This is a genomic window from Mycobacterium sp. NGS54 (genome assembly GCF_059812465.1).
Genome location: NZ_JCALCS010000004.1, coordinates 264,657 through 281,040, shown reverse-complemented (window position 1 = coordinate 281,040; position 16,384 = coordinate 264,657). Strand labels below are relative to the sequence as shown.

At 67.7% G+C, this 16,384-nt stretch carries 17 protein-coding genes; 10 read left to right on the top strand and 7 right to left on the bottom strand.

Annotation, left to right across the window (positions count from 1 at the left end; genetic code table 11):
* The first annotated feature begins 3 nt into the window (after positions 1-3).
* Positions 4-189 (top strand): (2Fe-2S)-binding protein, encoded by a 186-nt coding sequence (locus tag AC5Y5E_RS13745; RefSeq protein WP_499903535.1) that lies wholly within the window; start codon positions 4-6, stop codon positions 187-189.
* Here the strand turns inward: AC5Y5E_RS13745 and AC5Y5E_RS13740 are convergent.
* Complete coding sequence (locus AC5Y5E_RS13740; RefSeq protein ID WP_499903924.1) at positions 186-1,886, bottom strand: alpha-keto acid decarboxylase family protein; 1,701 nt, start codon at positions 1,884-1,886, stop codon at positions 186-188. The two genes, AC5Y5E_RS13745 and AC5Y5E_RS13740, sit on opposite strands and share 4 nt — an antisense overlap.
* A 35-nt stretch (positions 1,887-1,921) precedes the next feature.
* Here AC5Y5E_RS13740 and AC5Y5E_RS13735 point away from each other — a divergent pair, with 35 nt between their 5' ends.
* The 4 genes from AC5Y5E_RS13735 to AC5Y5E_RS13720 are packed head-to-tail and all read left to right on the top strand — an operon-like array spanning position 1,922 to position 4,421.
* Entirely contained in the window at positions 1,922-2,365 is a 444-nt protein-coding gene (locus tag AC5Y5E_RS13735) for an SRPBCC family protein (protein WP_499903534.1), read from the top strand.
* 5 nt (positions 2,366-2,370) lie between these two features.
* A complete protein-coding gene (locus tag AC5Y5E_RS13730) occupies positions 2,371-3,450 on the top strand; it encodes a CaiB/BaiF CoA transferase family protein (RefSeq protein ID WP_499903533.1) in 1,080 nt (359 codons plus the stop codon).
* Between the two features lie 59 nt (positions 3,451-3,509).
* Positions 3,510-3,965 carry an SRPBCC family protein gene (locus tag AC5Y5E_RS13725; RefSeq protein ID WP_499903532.1) on the top strand — a complete coding sequence of 152 codons (456 nt, stop codon included), beginning with the start codon at positions 3,510-3,512 and terminating at the stop codon, positions 3,963-3,965.
* A gap of 3 nt (positions 3,966-3,968) precedes the next feature.
* Complete coding sequence (locus AC5Y5E_RS13720) at positions 3,969-4,421, top strand: SRPBCC family protein (protein ID WP_499903531.1); 453 nt, start codon at positions 3,969-3,971, stop codon at positions 4,419-4,421.
* Here AC5Y5E_RS13720 and AC5Y5E_RS13715 read toward each other — a convergent pair.
* Entirely contained in the window at positions 4,390-5,571 is a 1,182-nt protein-coding gene (locus tag AC5Y5E_RS13715) for a pyridoxal phosphate-dependent aminotransferase (RefSeq protein WP_499903530.1), read from the bottom strand. The genes AC5Y5E_RS13720 and AC5Y5E_RS13715 overlap by 32 nt on opposite strands.
* Before the next feature lie 176 nt (positions 5,572-5,747).
* Here AC5Y5E_RS13715 and AC5Y5E_RS13710 point away from each other — a divergent pair, with 176 nt between their 5' ends.
* A complete protein-coding gene (locus AC5Y5E_RS13710) occupies positions 5,748-6,959 on the top strand; it encodes an acetyl-CoA C-acetyltransferase (RefSeq protein WP_499903529.1) in 1,212 nt (403 codons plus the stop codon).
* Between the two features lie 4 nt (positions 6,960-6,963).
* The gene (locus AC5Y5E_RS13705) at positions 6,964-9,108 is read left to right on the top strand and encodes a 3-hydroxyacyl-CoA dehydrogenase NAD-binding domain-containing protein (protein ID WP_499903528.1); all 2,145 of its coding nucleotides are present in this window, start codon (positions 6,964-6,966) and stop codon (positions 9,106-9,108) included.
* A 67-nt stretch (positions 9,109-9,175) separates the two neighbouring features.
* On the opposite strand, the gene AC5Y5E_RS13700 is transcribed toward AC5Y5E_RS13705, so the two are convergent.
* The 3 genes from AC5Y5E_RS13700 to AC5Y5E_RS13690 are packed head-to-tail and all read right to left on the bottom strand — an operon-like array spanning position 9,176 to position 11,543.
* Positions 9,176-10,033, bottom strand: coding sequence for an LLM class F420-dependent oxidoreductase (locus AC5Y5E_RS13700; RefSeq protein ID WP_499903527.1), 858 nt, complete (start codon positions 10,031-10,033; stop codon positions 9,176-9,178).
* Between the two features lie 20 nt (positions 10,034-10,053).
* Positions 10,054-11,262: an FAD-dependent monooxygenase gene (locus AC5Y5E_RS13695; RefSeq protein ID WP_499903526.1), complete on the bottom strand. Its 1,209-nt coding sequence runs from the start codon at positions 11,260-11,262 to the stop codon at positions 10,054-10,056.
* 41 nt (positions 11,263-11,303) lie between these two features.
* The gene (locus AC5Y5E_RS13690) at positions 11,304-11,543 is read right to left on the bottom strand and encodes a hypothetical protein (RefSeq protein ID WP_499903525.1); all 240 of its coding nucleotides are present in this window, start codon (positions 11,541-11,543) and stop codon (positions 11,304-11,306) included.
* Positions 11,544-11,681: 138 nt separating this feature from the next.
* Here AC5Y5E_RS13690 and AC5Y5E_RS13685 point away from each other — a divergent pair, with 138 nt between their 5' ends.
* Positions 11,682-12,671, top strand: coding sequence for an LLM class F420-dependent oxidoreductase (locus tag AC5Y5E_RS13685; protein WP_499903524.1), 990 nt, complete (start codon positions 11,682-11,684; stop codon positions 12,669-12,671).
* On the opposite strand, the gene AC5Y5E_RS13680 is transcribed toward AC5Y5E_RS13685, so the two are convergent.
* Entirely contained in the window at positions 12,668-12,961 is a 294-nt protein-coding gene (locus AC5Y5E_RS13680; RefSeq protein WP_499903523.1) for a putative quinol monooxygenase, read from the bottom strand. The two genes, AC5Y5E_RS13685 and AC5Y5E_RS13680, sit on opposite strands and share 4 nt — an antisense overlap.
* Before the next feature lie 170 nt (positions 12,962-13,131).
* Between AC5Y5E_RS13680 and AC5Y5E_RS13675 the strand changes: the two genes are divergently transcribed.
* Complete coding sequence (locus AC5Y5E_RS13675; protein WP_499903522.1) at positions 13,132-13,557, top strand: Zn-ribbon domain-containing OB-fold protein; 426 nt, start codon at positions 13,132-13,134, stop codon at positions 13,555-13,557.
* A 1-nt stretch (position 13,558) separates the two neighbouring features.
* Complete coding sequence (locus tag AC5Y5E_RS13670) at positions 13,559-14,704, top strand: thiolase family protein (RefSeq protein ID WP_499903521.1); 1,146 nt, start codon at positions 13,559-13,561, stop codon at positions 14,702-14,704.
* 20 nt (positions 14,705-14,724) lie between these two features.
* Here the strand turns inward: AC5Y5E_RS13670 and AC5Y5E_RS13665 are convergent, their stop codons facing one another.
* Entirely contained in the window at positions 14,725-16,374 is a 1,650-nt protein-coding gene (locus AC5Y5E_RS13665) for a DNA repair helicase XPB (RefSeq protein ID WP_499882919.1), read from the bottom strand.
* Positions 16,375-16,384 lie beyond the last annotated feature (10 nt).

Genomic DNA, 16,384 nt, shown 5'->3' with positions numbered 1-16,384 from the left:
CTCATGTTCGTCTGCCTGTGCAACGGCGTCACCAGCCACACCGTCGCCGAATGCGTCGCCGCCGGGGCATCCACGACCAACGAGGTCGCCCAGGCGTGTGGGGCAGGCGCCGATTGCGGGCGCTGCCGGCGCACCGTGCAGGCGATGCTGCGCTCGTCGACCCCGGACCGGACGGGGCGCCCGCGCTAGCCTCTGCCCTCGGGCGACATGGGTCCGACGAGCTGGCCGAGCAGGTGCGGGATCTCGAGGCGCGGCAGGACCACCTCGACGAAGACCATGCGGTCCTGATGCTTCGCCGCCGCGGTGAACGCGTCGTCGAGTTCGCCGTAGGTTTGCGCCCGGAACGCCAGGTGGTTGGCGACCCCCAGCGCGCGCGGGACGTCGGTCCAACTCCAGCTCACGATGTCGTTGTACGGGGCCGTCTTTCCGTGAATGGCCCGCTCGACGGTGTAGCCGTCGTTGTTGACCACCACGATGACCGGGGACAGCCCTTCGCGGGAGAAGATGCCGAGTTCCTGCACGGTCAGCTGTGCGGCGCCATCGCCGATCAGCAGCACCGTCCGGCGGTCCGGATGCGCCACCGCGGCCCCGACGGCCGCGGGCAGCGTGTAACCGATTGAACCCCAGAGCGGTTGGCCGATGAAGGTTACGCCGTGTGGCAACCGGTGATCCGCCATTCCGTAAAACGAGGTGCCCTGATCGGCCAGCACCACGTTCCCCGGCGTGAGCGCGACACACAGCCGGTCCCAGACCATCTGCTGGGTGAGTGGTTGATCGCGCGGCGGGGGCGGCGGCAGGGGCTCGGCCGGCGGGGACTCAACCGGGGGCGAAGCGATCCCGCGCCGGACCAGGATGTCGGCCAGCGCCTCCAGCGCGGCGCCCATCTCCATCGGCGCGAAAACCTCACCGGCCACGCTGCTTTGGTACTGCCCGACGTCGATGGTCCGCGCCGGATCGATGCGCTGGCTGAAGAAGCCGCTGACCATGTCGGTGAAGACCACCCCCGCCGTCACCAGCACGGGCGCCTCCTCGATCGCGGTGCGCACCCGTGCGGCGCTGGCCGAACCGGCGTAGATGCCAAGGAAATTGGGGGAGCTCTCGTCGAGCAGGCTCTTTCCCCACATCAAGGTGGCGTGCGGCACCACGTCCGCCGCCAGCAACGCCTCGAGCTCCTTGACCGCCTGCAGGCGGTGGACCAGCAGGTCGGCGAGCACGGTCAGCTGATGATCGCCGATGAGTTCGGCCGCGGCGTCGATGAACAGCGACAGCGCGCGGGGGCTGGTCCCGCCGGTGTAGCGCGGCAGCGGCGCGTCGGGCGGTTCGGTGGGGAAGCGGGCCACGTCGGTGGACAGCAGCAGGTACCCGGGCCGCTTTTGTTCGCGCACCTCCGACAGCACCCGATCGATCTCTCTGCACGCGGTGGCCGGCATGAGATTGGCTTGGGCGCAAGTGATTTCGCGGCTGATCCGAAAGAAGTGCTCGAAGTCGCCGTCGCCGAGCGAATGGTGCAGCGCGCGCCTGGTGCCCTGCGCGTCCTTCGAGGGTCCGCCGACGATGTGCACGACGGGCACGTGCTCGGCGTAGCTGCCCGCGATCGCATTGGTCGCCGAGAGCTCGCCCACCCCGAATGTCGTTACCACGGCCGACATTCCGCGCAGCCGCCCGTACCCATCGGCGGCGTAGCCGGCGTTGAGCTCGTTGGCGCTGCCCACCCACCGAATGGTCGGATGGGCGACGATGTGGTCCAGGAATTCCAGGTTGTAGTCGCCGGGGACGCCGAAGATCTCGGAGACACCGAGTTCGGCGAGGCGGTCCAACAGGTAGTCACCGACGGTGTAGACGAGGGGATCAGTCACAAGCACGACGGTACGCCCGGTCCAAACCATTCCGGCCGACACGCCGGTTCGCCTATTGTGCGGGCATGGCAATCAAAGAATCCCGCGACATCGTCATCGAAGCCAGTCCCGAGGAGATTCTGGACGTCATCGCCGACTTCGAAGCGATGCCCGAATGGTCGGAGCCTCACCAGAGTGCGGAGATCCTCGAGACCGGGGACGACGGGCGGCCCAGCAAGGTGAAGATGAGGGTCAGGACCGCGGGCATCACCGACGAACAGGTGGTGGCCTACACCTGGAGCGGCAACGACGTGAGCTGGACGCTGGTCAGCTCGGGTCAGCAGAAATCGCAGGACGGCAAGTACACGCTGGTTCCCCAGGGCGAAGCGACCCTGGTCAAGATGGAGATCAGCGTCGACCCCAACGTGCCGCTGCCCGGCTTCGTGCTGAAACGGGCCGTCAAGGGCACGATCGATTCCGCGACCAAGGCTTTGCGCGAGCGGGTGCTTCAGCTGAAGAAGGGCAGCTAGTCCCGGTGACGAGCGCTGGTCCCCTGGCCGGGGTGCGGGTGATCGAACTCGGCGGCATCGGGCCGGGCCCGCACGCCGGGATGATGCTCGCCGACCTCGGCGCCGACGTGGTGCGCGTCCGGCGGCCCGGCGGACTGACGATGCCGCCCGAGGACCGCGACTTGCTGCACCGCGGAAAGCGGATCGTCGACCTCGACGTCAAGTCGCAGCCTCAGGCGCTGCTGGAGCTGGCCGCCAAGGCCGACGTGCTGCTCGACTGCTTCCGGCCCGGCACCTGCGAGCGGCTCGGCATCGGGCCCGACGACTGCGCGGCGGTCAACCCGCGGCTGATCTTCGCGCGGATCACCGGCTGGGGGCAGCACGGCCCGGTGGCCCAGACGGCCGGCCACGACATCAACTATCTGTCGCAGACCGGTGCGCTTTCGGCGCTCGGCTATTCCGACCGGCCGCCGATGCCGCCGCTGAACCTGGTCGCCGACTTCGGTGGCGGCTCGATGCTGGTGCTGCTGGGCATCGCGGTCGCACTCTACGAGCGGGAGCGGTCGGGCAAGGGCCAGGTGATCGACGCCGCGATGGTCGACGGCGTCAGCCTGCTCGCCCAGATGATGTGGACCATGAAGTCAACCGGTTCGCTGCGCGACGAGCGCGAATCGTTCCTGCTCGACGGCGGCGCCCCGTTCTACCGGTGCTACGAGACCTCCGACGGCAAGTACGTCGCCGTCGGCGCCATCGAGCCGCAATTTTTCGCGGCCCTGCTGAGCGGGCTCGGGCTGTCCGCCGATGAGGTGCCCGGCCAGCTCGACATCGCTTCGTATCCACGGATGTACGACACCTTCGCGAAGCGCTTCGCCAGCCGGACCCGCGACGAATGGACGGAAGTTTTCGCGGGCACCGACGCGTGCGTCACCCCGGTGCTGACCTGGAGTGAGGCCGCTGCCAATGACCATTTGAACGCCCGGTCGACGGTGATCACCGCGCACGGCGTCGAGCAAGCCGCTCCCGCGCCGCGCTTCTCCCGGACACCGGCCGGCCCGGTGGGGCCGCCGCCCGCGACCACCACACCGCTCGACGAAATCGGCTGGTAAGTATCGATTTACGGCGAACCCCACCCACGCGTGGGGCGCTGGGGTTAGTTTGTTCTTCAGTGGCCGTAAAAGCATCACGGGAATTTGTCGTTGACGCGCCGCCGGAAGTGGTCATGGAGGCGCTGACAGATGTCGGCGTCCTTTCATCGTGGTCGCCGCTGCACAAACACATCGAGGTGATCGACCGTTATCCCGACGGCCGGCCCCATCACGTCAAGACCAAGATCAAGATTCTCGGGATCGTCGACAAGGAGATCCTGGAATATCACTGGGGCCCCGACTGGGTCGTCTACGACGCCAAGCGGACCGCCCAACAACACGGCCAGCACATCGAGTACAACCTCAAGCCCGAGGGCCTCGACAAGACGCGCGTGCGTTTCGACATCACCGTCGAACCGGCCGGGCCCATCCCGGCGTTCGTCGTCAAGCGCGCTACCGAAAAGGTTCTCGACGCCTCGGTGAAGGGGCTCAGCGAGCTGTTGACGGGCGGCCGGGAATCGGGCGGTGCGACTTAGCCAGTGGCCGTACAAGCATCGTCGGAGATCGTCATCGACGCGCCGCCGGAAGTCATCATGGACGCGCTCGCCGACATGGACAACGTGCCGTCATGGTCCGCGGTGCACAAGAAGGCCGACGTGATCGACACCTATCCCGACGGGCGACCGTGCCACGTGAAGATGACGATCAGGGTGATGGGCATCTTCGACACGCAGTTGCTGGAGTACCACTGGGGTCCGGATTGGATGGTGTGGGACGCCGAGAAGACCATCCACCAACACGGCCAGCACGGCGAGTACAACCTGACCCGTGAGGGCGACGACAAGACCCGCGTGCGATTTGGCATCACGCTCGAACCGTCGGCGCCACTGCCTGAGTTCTTCATCAACCGGGTCCGCAAGAAGATCCTGCATGCCGCGCTGGAGGGACTCCGCAAGCGGGTTATGGGCCCCCCAGCGCCGCCAGTCGCCTGATCGCCTCGTCGAGGGTCTCGTCACGTTTGCAGAATGTGAAGCGCACCAAGTGATTCCACACGTCGGCGTGGGGGGCGGCCGGATCGCAGAACGCCGACATCGGGATGGCGGCCACGCCGACCTTCTCCGGGAGTGCCGCGCAGAAGGCGGTGCTGTCGTCGTACCCGAGCGGGCGGGGGTCGGCGCACAGGAAGTAGGTGCCGTCGCTGTCGTGCACGGCAAAGCCGATCTCGGTCAGCCCGGCGGACAGCCGGTCCCGCCTGGCCTGCAGGGAGCGGCGAAGTTCGGCGACCCAGGCGTCCTCGGTGTCCAGCGCGAGAGCCACCGCGGGCTGGAACGGTGCGCCGCCGACATAGCTCAGATACTGCTTGGCCGCCCGCACCCCGGCGATGAGTTGCGCTGGACCGCAGGCCCATCCGATCTTCCATCCGGTGCAGTTGAACATCTTGGCCGCGCTCGAGATGGTGATCGTGCGCTCGGCCATGCCGTCGAAGCCGGCCAGCGGGAGGTGCCGATTGCCTTTGGGGGAGGGGTACACCAGGTGCTCGTACACCTCGTCGGTGATCACCAAAAGATCGGCGGCCACCGCGATCTCGGCGATGGCGGTGAGATCCGTCGCGCTCAGCACCGTGCCGGTGGGGTTGTGCGGCGAGTTGACGATCAGCGCGCGGGTCCGGGGCGTCACCGCGCGCCGCAGGGCGTCGGCGTCCAGCGCGAAGCCACGGCCGTCGGGCACCAGCGGCACCGCCACCCGGTGTGCGCCGGCCATCGCCACCACCGGCGAGTAGGAGTCGTAGAAGGGTTCGATGAGGATTACCTCCGAGCCCGGCTCGACCAGCCCGAGCACCGCCGCGGCGATGGCCTCGGTGGCCCCGACCGTCACCAATATCTCGGTGTCGGGGTCGTAGTCGATGCCGAAGTGCCGCCGGCGTTGCGACGCGATGGCCTGGCGCAGCGGCGCGATGCCGATGCCGGGCGGATATTGGTTGGCGCCCGCGGCGATGGCATCTTGGGCGGCCTTCAGCAACGCCGCCGGCCCGTCCTCGTCGGGGAAGCCTTGGCCCAGGTTCACCGCGCCGATCCGCGCGGCCAGCGCCGACATCTCGGCGAACACCGTCGTCGCGTAGGGCCGCAGCCGCGACACCGTCATGGTCGTCGAGCTTAAGGCCGGCACTCCCACCGAGCGTGCGGCTGGCCGCACGTTCGGCGCCGAGCGTGCGGCTGGCCGCACATTCGCCGTTCTGACCAGCGCCATTACTCCCAACCAACAGGTTGGTTTAGTGTGTAATCCGGATCCGAACCCCCATTTGTGAAGAGGAAACCGACATGTCCGAAGAAGCCTTCATCTACGAGGCCATCCGCACGCCACGCGGGAAGCAGCGCAACGGGTCGCTGAACGAGGTCACACCGCTCAACCTGGTCGTCGGCCTGATCGAGGAGCTGCGGCGCCGCTTTCCCGACCTCGACGAGACACTGATCAGCGACGTCGTCCTCGGCTGCGTCTCACCGGTCGGGGACCAGGGCGCCGACATCGCCCGCACCGCGGTGCTGGCCGCCGGCCTGCCCGACACCGTCGGCGGCGTGCAGCTCAACCGCTTCTGCGCCTCGGGGCTGGAGGCCGTCAACACCGCCGCGCAGAAGGTGCGCTCCGGCTGGGATGACCTGGTGCTGGCCGGCGGTGTCGAATCGATGAGCCGCGTGCCCATGGGCTCGGACGGCGGAGCGATGTTCACCGACATCGCCTTCACCTACGACAACTACATCGCCCCGCAGGGGATCGGCGCCGACCTCATCGCCACCATGGAGGGCTTCAGCCGCGAGGACGTCGACACCTACGCGTTGCGCAGCCAGGAGCGCGCGGCCGCGGCCTGGTCGGGAGGTTACTTCGCCAAATCCGTCGTGCCGGTGCGCGATCAGAACGGTCTGATGATCCTCGACCACGACGAGCACATGCGTCCCGAGACCACGCTGGAGGGCCTGGCCAAGCTGAAGCCGGCCTTCGAGGGCATCGGCGCGATGGGCGGCTTCGACGACGTGGCGCTGCAGAAGTACCACTGGGTCGAGAAGATCAACCACGTCCACACCGGCGGCAACAGTTCGGGCATCGTCGACGGCGCGGCGCTGCTGCTCATCGGTAACGAGAAGGCGGGCCAGTCGCAGGGTCTGACCCCGAAGGCGCGCATCGTGGCCACCGCGACGAGCGGCGCGGACGCGACGATCATGCTCACCGGTCCGGCCCCGGCCACCCGCAAGGTCCTCGACCGGGCGGGTCTGACGGTCGAGGACATCGACCTGTTCGAGCTCAACGAAGCGTTCGCCTCGGTGGTGCTGAAGTTCCAGAAGGAACTGAACATTCCCGACGAGATCCTCAACGTCAACGGTGGCGCCATCGCGATGGGCCACCCGCTGGGCGCCACCGGCGCGATGATCACCGGCACCATGGTCGACGAGCTCGAGCGCCGCAACGCCCGTCGCGCCCTGATCACGCTGTGCATCGGCGGCGGCATGGGCGTCGCCACCATTATCGAGAGGGTTTAAGACCATGCCAGAGAACACGATTCAGTGGGACAAGGACGCCGACGGCATCGTCACGCTGACGCTGGACGACCCGACCGGGTCGGCCAACGTGATGAACGAGCACTACGCCGAGTCGATGCACAACACGGTCGAACGCCTTGTCGCAGAGAAGGATTCGATCAGCGGTGTGGTCATCACCAGCGCCAAGAAGACCTTCTTCGCCGGCGGTGACCTCAAGGGCATGATCAAGCTCGGCCCGGAGGACGCCGGCGAGGCCTTCGACACCGTCGAGGCCGTCAAGCGTGACCTGCGCGCACTCGAGACGCTCGGCAAGCCGGTGGTGGCCGCGATCAACGGCGCCGCGCTGGGCGGCGGCCTGGAGATCGCGCTCGCGTGTCACCACCGCATCGCGGCCAACGTCAAGGGGCTTGTCGTCGGTCTGCCCGAGGTCACGCTGGGCCTGTTGCCGGGCGGGGGCGGGGTGACCCGCACCGTGCGGATGTTCGGCATCCAGAAGGCGTTCATGGAGGTGCTCTCGCAGGGCACTCGCTTCAAGCCGGACCAGGCCAAGGACACCGGTTTGGTCGACGAGTTGGTGGGCTCGGTCGAGGAGCTGGTGCCCGCCGCCAAAGCATGGATCAAGGCCAATCCGGATTCGCACACCCAGCCCTGGGATGTCAAGGGCTACAAGATGCCCGGCGGCACCCCGTCGTCACCGTCGCTGGCGGCCATCCTGCCGTCGTTTCCGGCCCTGCTCCGCAAGCAGCTAAAGGGCGCGCCGATGCCGGCACCGCGGGCGATCCTGGCCGCGGCGGTCGAGGGCGCGCAGGTCGACTTCGACACCGCCAGCCGCATCGAGAGCCGCTACTTCGCCTCGCTGGTCACCGGTCAGGTCGCCAAGAACATGATCCAGGCGTTCTTCTTCGATCTGCAGCACATCAACGGCGGCGGCTCGCGGCCGGAGGGCATCGGAAAGACCCCGATCAACAAGATCGGCGTGCTCGGTGCGGGCATGATGGGCGCCGGCATCGCCTACGTGTCGGCCAAGGCCGGGTACGACGTGGTGCTCAAGGACGTCAGCATCGAGGCCGCCGAGAAGGGCAAGAACTACTCGGAAAAGCTTGAGGTCAAGGCGCTCGAGCGTGGCAAGACCACCGAGGAGAAGAGCAAGGCGCTGCTGGACCGCATCACGCCGACGGCCGACCCCGCGGACTTCAAGGGCGTCGACTTCGTGATCGAGGCGGTGTTCGAGAGCCAGGACCTCAAGCACAAGGTGTTCCAGGAGATCGAGGACATCGTCGAGCCGAACGCGCTGCTCGGGTCGAACACCTCCACCCTGCCGATCACCGGTCTGGCGACCGGCGTGAAGCGGCAGGAGGACTTCATCGGGATCCACTTCTTCAGCCCGGTCGACAAGATGCCGCTGGTGGAAATCATCAAGGGCGAGAAGACATCCGACGAGGCGCTGGCCCGGGTGTTCGACTACACGCTGGCCATCGGCAAGACCCCGATCGTCGTCAACGACAGCCGCGGGTTCTTCACCAGCCGCGTCATCGGCACGTTCGTCAACGAGGCGTTGGCGATGCTCGGTGAGGGCGTGGAGCCGGCGTCGATCGAGCACGCCGGTACCCAGGCCGGCTACCCGGCGCCGCCGCTGCAGCTGTCCGACGAGCTCAACCTGGAGCTGATGCACAAGATCGCGACCGCCACCCGCAAGGGCGTCGAGGACGCCGGCGGCACCTACGAGCCGCACCCGGCGGAAGCCGTGGTGGAGAAGATGATCGAGCTCGGCCGCCCGTCGCGGTTGAAGGGCGCGGGCTTCTACGAGTACGTCGACGGCAAGCGCACCGGCCTCTGGCCGGGCCTGCGCGAGACGTTCAAGTCCGGTTCCTCGCAGCCTCCGCTGCAGGACATGATCGACCGGATGCTGTTCGCCGAGGCGCTGGAGACCCAGAAGTGCCTCGACGAGGGCGTGCTGACGTCGACGGCCGACGCCAACATCGGCTCGATTATGGGCATCGGGTATCCGCCGTACACCGGTGGTAGCGCGCAGTTCATCGTCGGCTACTCCGGTGCCGGCGGGACGGGCAAGGACGCCTTCGTGGCCCGGGCCGGGGAGCTGGCCGCCAAGTACGGCGACCGCTTCCTGCCGCCGGCCTCGCTGACCTAGTTCCGGCCACCAGACGCAGAATCGCGTAACGCGGGGCCCCCGCGTGCGATTCTGCGTCTGCTGGCGCTTAGAGGGCCGCGGCGATTCGGCGCCATTGCTCGCGCGGGAATTCCGTCGGGTCGGCGGTCAGCACCTGGATGCAGACGTGGTCGGCGCCGGCCGCTTGATGCTCGGCGACCCGGCGCATCACGGCCGCTTCGTCGCCCCACGCAATGATCGCGTTGAGCAGCCGATCGCTGACCTGAGCCAGGTCGTCCTCGGAGAACCCGGTGCGCAGCAGGTTGTTCGCGTAGTTGGGCAGCGCCAAATACGCGCGTAGCCAATCGGTTCCGATGCGGCGCGCCTCGTCGGCGCTGTCACACAGGATCACAGTCTGCTCCGGCAGCAGCAACGGGCCCTCACCCAAAGTCGAACGGGCAGAAGCGGTGTGCTCGGGGGTGACGAGGTAGGGGTGGGCACCGCGGGCGCGCGTCGCCGACAGTTCGAGCATCTTCGGGCCGAGCGCGGCAAGGACGCGGGCTTCGGCGGGCACGGGCCGTGGCGCGGCGTCCAGCCCGTCCAGGAACGACGCCGTCGCAGCCAGCGGCTTGCGGTATCGCCCGGGCTGGCCGGCATCGATCAGCGGGGCGTGGCTGACGCCGATCCCCAGCAGGAACCGGTCACCGTGCTCGGCGGTCAGGGCGGCATACGATTCGGCGACGTCACCGGCCGAGTGCATCCAGAGATTCAGGATCCCCGTCGCGATCACGGTCTTTGCCGTCGCGGCGAGCAGCTGCCCCACCGCGTCGAACACCGGCCCGCCCACGTCGGGGATCCACAGCGCCGTGAAGCCAAGCTCGTCCAATTCCGCGGCGGCGTCGGCGATTTCGGACGCATCGCCGTAGCGCAGTTGACTGCTCCAGATACCCACACCGGCGAGGTCCACGGGCCGTCATCCCCTTTGCGTCAAACTTCGACTTCGCTGTAGTCAGGCACCCGCATCGAGTCGTACACGCGCACACCCTTCGTGTTCAGCCTCGCCAGCGCCCTGGAGAGCGACCCCGGCATCAAGGAGACTAGCTGGACCCCACGGGTCAACGCCCAGACGCCCGCCCGGGAGCCCGGGATGATGGTCCTGGCGGCGCCCCGCGCGAAGGTCCGGCTGAGATGCACCGGCTCGTGCATCTGCAATTCGTAGGCCGCGAACGCGCGCAGGTGATCGCCGCCCGCCCGGGCCAGCTCCCCGGCCAGCACGTAGGCGCCGAGCACGGCCAGGCTGGTGCTGCCGCCGACCGCGGGGCCGGGGCAATACCCGGCGTCGCCGACGAGGGTGACCCGTCGCCGCGACCAGATGTTCATCCGCAGCTGGGTGATCGCATCGAAGTAGAACGCCGGAGTCCGGTCGATTTCGCCCAGCCAGTCGTCCACCTGGGGGTGCATGCCCGCGAAGGCGTCCCGCAGTAATTCCTTCTGCCGCAACGAATCCCAATAGTCGTAGTCGAGCTCCTGCTTGCTACCGAACAGAAACACCGCGCGGGCGTCGTCCAAATGCGCTGCGCTGTAAATCGCCGCGAGGCGCCCGACGCCGATGTAGCCGACGGTCTCGCCGGGCTTGGCCAGCGATTTGGGCGCGGACACCACCGCCAGGTATCCACCGAGGAAACGGGTCAGGCTGTCCTCGGCGCCGAAGGTCAGGCGCCGGACGTTGGAATGCAGCCCGTCGGCGCCCACGATGACGTCGAAACGGCGCGCTGGGGCGCGCTCGAATGTCACCTCGCCGTCGTGGTCGATCTCCGTGATCGAGTCGCCGAACACGTACTCGACGTCGTCGCGCCCGGCGTCGTAGTAGATCTCGCTGAGGTCGTCCCGCATGATCTCCACGTGGCGGTCGGAGGCGGCGCCGTAGATCTTGGTGAGGTCGACCTCGATGGGCTGCTCCCGGCCCTCGCGATGCATTGTCATGCGATCGGTTTGGGTGCTCAGTGCCTCGATGCGGGGCAAGACGCCCATCTGCTCCGAGATTTCCATCGCCGGGCGGAACAGGTCCACGGCGTGGCCCCCGGTCTTGCGGAGCGTCGGCGCGCGCTCGACGACGGTGACGTCGAAGCCGTGTCGCGTGAGCCAGTACGCCAGTACCGGCCCGGCGATGCTGGCGCCGGAGATCAGAACCCGCATAGCGGGTAAGCCTAACCGCCGGTTTTGGCGCGGAAGCAGCGCTAGTTCTGGTCCTGCGCGTTCTGGGTGAAGATGTCGCCGGAGGTCTGGCCGTTGTCGTTGACGAAGTTGGTGTCATCGGTGGCGAACGGCGCGGTGGTGACGCTGGTCGCGGTGTCAGACGGCGGCGAGGCGTTGAACAGTGCTAGCGCCGCGACGGCCGCGGCCCCGGCAAAGAACAGTTGCGCCGCGCGGATGGTTCGACGGCGAGCGTCGGTGGTCTGGTCCCCGAGGTTTGTCATGGATTCTGTTTAAGGCGTCCTTGTCGGTGGCCGCTTTGGCCTAGCTATTGATCCGCTGTGAGCCGGGCTGGGTTTGATTGCCCGGTTCCCCCTCGGTCCGTTCCGGGCCGCATCGTCACCGGGCTAAAGTCCCTTGCTATGCGCTTCGGTCTCTTCATCCCGCAAGGCTGGCGAATGGATCTCGTCGGCATCGACCCGGAAAAACACTGGGCGGTGATGCGCGACCTGGCCGGCCACGCCGACGACGGCGCGTGGGACTCGTTGTGGGTCTACGACCACTTCCACACGGTCCCGATGCCGACGGGCGAGGCGACCCACGAGGCGTGGTCGCTGATGGCGGCGTACGCGGCGACGACGTCGCGGATCAAGCTCGGCCAGATGTGCACGGCGATGAGCTACCGCAACCCGGTGTACCTGGCCAAGGTCGCCGCGACCGCCGACATCATCTCGGGCGGCCGCATTCAGATGGGCATCGGCGGCGGCTGGTACGAACACGAGTGGCGCGCTTACGGTTACGGGTTCCCGTCGGCCAAGGTGCGGTTGGGCCGGCTGGACGAGGGGGTCCAGATCATGCGGGACGCGTGGCGCGACGGCAGAGTCAGCTTCGACGGCGAGCACTACCAGGTCGACGGCGCGATCGTCGCTCCGAAGCCCTTGCAGGACAATGGCATACCGCTGTGGATCGCCGGTGGTGGGGAGAAGGTGACGCTGCGCATCGCGGCGAAATACGCGCAGTACACCAACTTCACGCCGGAGGCCGAGGCGTTCGCCCACAAGTCGGAGGTGCTGGCGCGGCATTGCCGCGATGTTGGCACCGACTTCGACGCGATCGTGCGTTCGGTCAACATCAACGCGATCGTCGGAACCTCGGACGCCGACGTCAAGAATCGGCTCCAACGGGTGCGCGACCGGCTGATCGGGTGCGTGCCCGAGGCGGCGGCCGATGCGATGCTCGCCGGCACCACCGGACCGGACTCGGCGGTGGGCACAACGGAACAGGCGATCGAGCGGCTCGAGAAGATCCGCGCGCTCGGGTGTGAGTACGCGATCTGCTATTTCCCGGAGGCCGCGTACGACCGTTCGGGCGTCGAACTGTTCGAGCGGGAAGTCATTCCCGCGCTCAGCTAGACGTCGGTGGTGGCGTATCGCGTCTTGACGGGCGGCGCGGCCAGCAGGGGAGGAAGCTCGGTCACCTTTCCCGGGCCGGCGCGAAATGCGCGGTAGGCCTCGTCGTGCTCGACGGTGTCCCAGAGTTCGTAAATGATCCAGTGCGCTTCGTCGTCCTCGTTGACGAGCACGTCGGTCCGCAGGTTGCCCTCGAACGCCCGGGTGTCTTGCAGAGTTCGGCGCATGAGCTCGCGCGCCGCGGCCACCGCGTCGGGCTTCAGCCTGAGTTCGAGTAGCACGGTGACTGGCATGGGTCATCTCCTCGCATCGCGTCGGGGTTGGGCGCTTGGACACGATAACCCGTGGTGAGTTGCCTGCCGCTGGGTGGACAAGCGCCGATGAGAATGTGGTTTCCACTTTTCGGAAACCTGTTATACGGTTCAGTGAGCATTGTTCTGTTCGGACGCTGGAGGATCCTTTAATGCAGAAGGCGCTCGCCCCCGAAATCTCCACCTGGCCCGACGAGAGCCCGCAGCTGATCGGGAGTCGCTGCGGCAACTGCGGGGCCACGACGTTCCCGGTGCAGCAGTGGTGTCCGCGCTGCAGCGGGGGCGAGATGACCGAGTCGTTGTTGCCGCGCCGCGGAACACTGGTGGCGTGGACCACCCAGGGCTTCCCGCCCGGCGCCCCCTACGCCGGCCCGACCGGCGACGATTTCGTGCCATTCGGCGTCGGCCTGGTGCAGCTGGGCGACGTCATCCGGGTCGAGGCGCGGCTGACCGAAAACGACCCGGCCAAGCTGCAATTCGGCCAAGAGGTCGAGCTGACCATGGTGCCGCTGACCACCGACGACGAGGGCGCCGAGGTCATGACGTTCGCTTTCCAGCCGATTGAGAAGGGAGCCTGAGATGACCAATGATGTGGCCATCATCGGCGTGGGCCTGCACCCATTCGGCAGGTTCGACAAGACCGCGATGCAGATGGGGGCGGAGGCCATCCAGTTTGCGCTGGCCGACGCCCACCTGGAGTGGAAGGACATTCAGTTCGGCTTCGGCGGCAGCCATGAGGTGTCCAACCCCGACGCCGTGACCCGCCTGGTCGGCCTGACCGGCATCACGTTCACCAACGTGTTCAACGCCTGCGCCACCGCCGCCAGCGCAATTCAGCAGACCGCCGACACCATCCGGCTGGGCAAGTACGACATCGGCATCGCCATCGGCTTGGACAAGCACCCGCGCGGCGCGTTCACCGACGACCCCGCCAAGCTGGCGCTGCCGCAGTGGTACGCGCAGAACGGGCAGTTCGTCACCACCAAGTTCTTCGGCATGAAGGCGAACAAGTACCTCCACGACCACAACATCTCCCAGGCCACGCTGGCCAAGGTCGCGGCGAAGAACTTCCGCAACGGGGCGCTGAACCCGAACGCGTTCCGCCGCAAGCCGATTCCCGAGGAGGAGATCCTCAACTCGCCGGTGCTCAACTACCCGCTGACGCAGTACATGTTCTGCGCGCCCGACGAGGGCGCCGCGGCCGTCGTCATGTGCCGGGCCGACATCGCGCACAAGTACACCGACAAGCCGGTATATGTGCGGGCCTGCGAGATCCGTACCCGCCGCTACGGCGCCTACGAGGTGCACGCCACCTTCGCGCCCCTGGACGAGGATGTCTCCCCGACGGTGTATGCGGCCAAGGCGGCCTACGAGGCCGCCGGCATCGGACCCGAGGACGTCGACGTGGCCCAGCTGCAGGACACCGACGCCGGCAACGAGGTGATCCACATGGCCGAGACCGGCCTGTGCGCCGACGGTGAGCAGGAGAAGCTGCTGGCCGACGGCGCCACCGAGATCCACGGGTCGATGCCGGTGAACACCGACGGCGGGTTGATCGCCAACGGCGAGCCGATCGGCGCGTCGGGCCTGCGGCAGATGCACGAGCTGGTGCGCCAGCTGCGCGGCGAGGCGGGCGAACGTCAGGTGCCCGGCAACCCGCGCGTCGGGCTGGCCCAGGTGTACGGCGCGCCGGGAACCGCGTCGGCGACGATCCTGTCCCTGTAGTCCGCGAGCGGTGATGACCCTTAGATCGCCGGGCCCAGGAGGTCGTCGGCGTCGCGGATGATGTAGCCGTAGCCCTGCTCCGCGAGGAAGCGCTGCCGGTGCGCGGCGTAGTCGGCGTCCAGGCTGTCGCGGGCCACCACCGAGTAGAACATGGCGCCGCCGCCGTCGTGCTTGGGCCGCAGCAGCCGGCCCAGCCGCTGGGCCTCTTCCTGGCGCGAGCCGAATGTTCCCGAAACCTGCACGGCCACTGATGCTTCCGGCAGGTCGATGGAGAAGTTGGCCACCTTGGACACCACCAGGGTCGACACCTCGCCACGGCGGAAGGCGTCGAACAGCGCCTCCCGCTCCTTGGTTCGCGTCGAGCCCTGGATCACCGGGGCGTTCAGCTCGGCGCCGAGTTCGTCGAGCTGATCCAGGTAGGCGCCGATCACCAACGTCTGCTCGCCGGGATGTTTTTCCAAGATCGATTTGACCACAGCGATTTTGGTGTGCACCGTCGAGCACAGCCGGTATCGCTCCTCGGGCTCGGCGGTGGCGTACATCATCCGCTCGTTGTCGGTCATGGTGACCCGCACCTCGACGCACTCCGCCGGCGCGATCCAGCCCTGTGCCTCGATGTCCTTCCACGGCGCGTCGTAGCGCTTCGGGCCGATCAGGGAGAACACGTCGCCCTCGCGACCGTCTTCGCGAATCAACGTGGCGGTCAGGCCAAGTCGACGTTTGGACTGCAGGTCGGCGGTCATCCGGAACACCGGCGCCGGCAGCAGGTGCACCTCGTCATAGATGATGAGCCCCCAGTCGCGGCTGTCGAAGAGCTCCAGGTGCCGGTATTCGCCCTTGGTGCGGCGGGTGATCATCTGGTACGTCGAGATGGTCACCGGCCGGATCTCCTTGCGCTCACCGGAGTATTCGCCGATCTCGTCCTCGGTCAGCGAGGTGCGCGCGACCAGCTCGCGCTTCCACTGCCGGGCCGCGACGATGTTGGTGACCAGAATCAGCGTCGTCGCGCCGGCTTTGGCCATCGCGGCCGCGCCGACGAGCGTCTTGCCGGCACCGCACGGGAGCACCACCACCCCGGAACCGCCCGCCCAGAACGAGTCCGTGGCCAGCTGCTGGTAGTCCCGCAGGTGCCAGCCGTCCTGCGCCAGGCTGATCGGGTGCGCCTCACCGTCGACGTAACCGGCGAGATCCTCCGCGGGCCAGCCGATCTTGAGAAGCATCTGCTTGACCCGTCCCCGCTCGCTGGGATGCACGAGGACGGTGTCGTCGTCGATCCGCGCGCCCAACATCGGCGCGATCTTCTTGTTGCGCAGCACTTCCTCGAGCACCGCGCGGTCGAAGCTCACGAGCGTCAGGCCGTGCGCCGGGTGCTTGACGAGCTGCAGCCGCCCGTAGCGGGCCATGGTGTCGACGATGTCGACCAGCAGCGGCTGGGGCACCGCGTAGCGGGAGAAGCTGACCAGCGCGTCGACGACCTGCTCGGCGTCGTGGCCGGCGGCGCGGGCATTCCACAGCGCCAGCGGCGTGATGCGGTAGGTGTGCACGTGCTCGGGAGCGCGTTCCAGCTCGGCGAACGGCGCGATGGCGGCGCGCGCCGCGCCGGCCAGCTCGTGATCCACTTCGAGCAGCACCGTCTTGTCGGACTGCACGATCAACGGTCCGTCGGTCATCTCACCATTA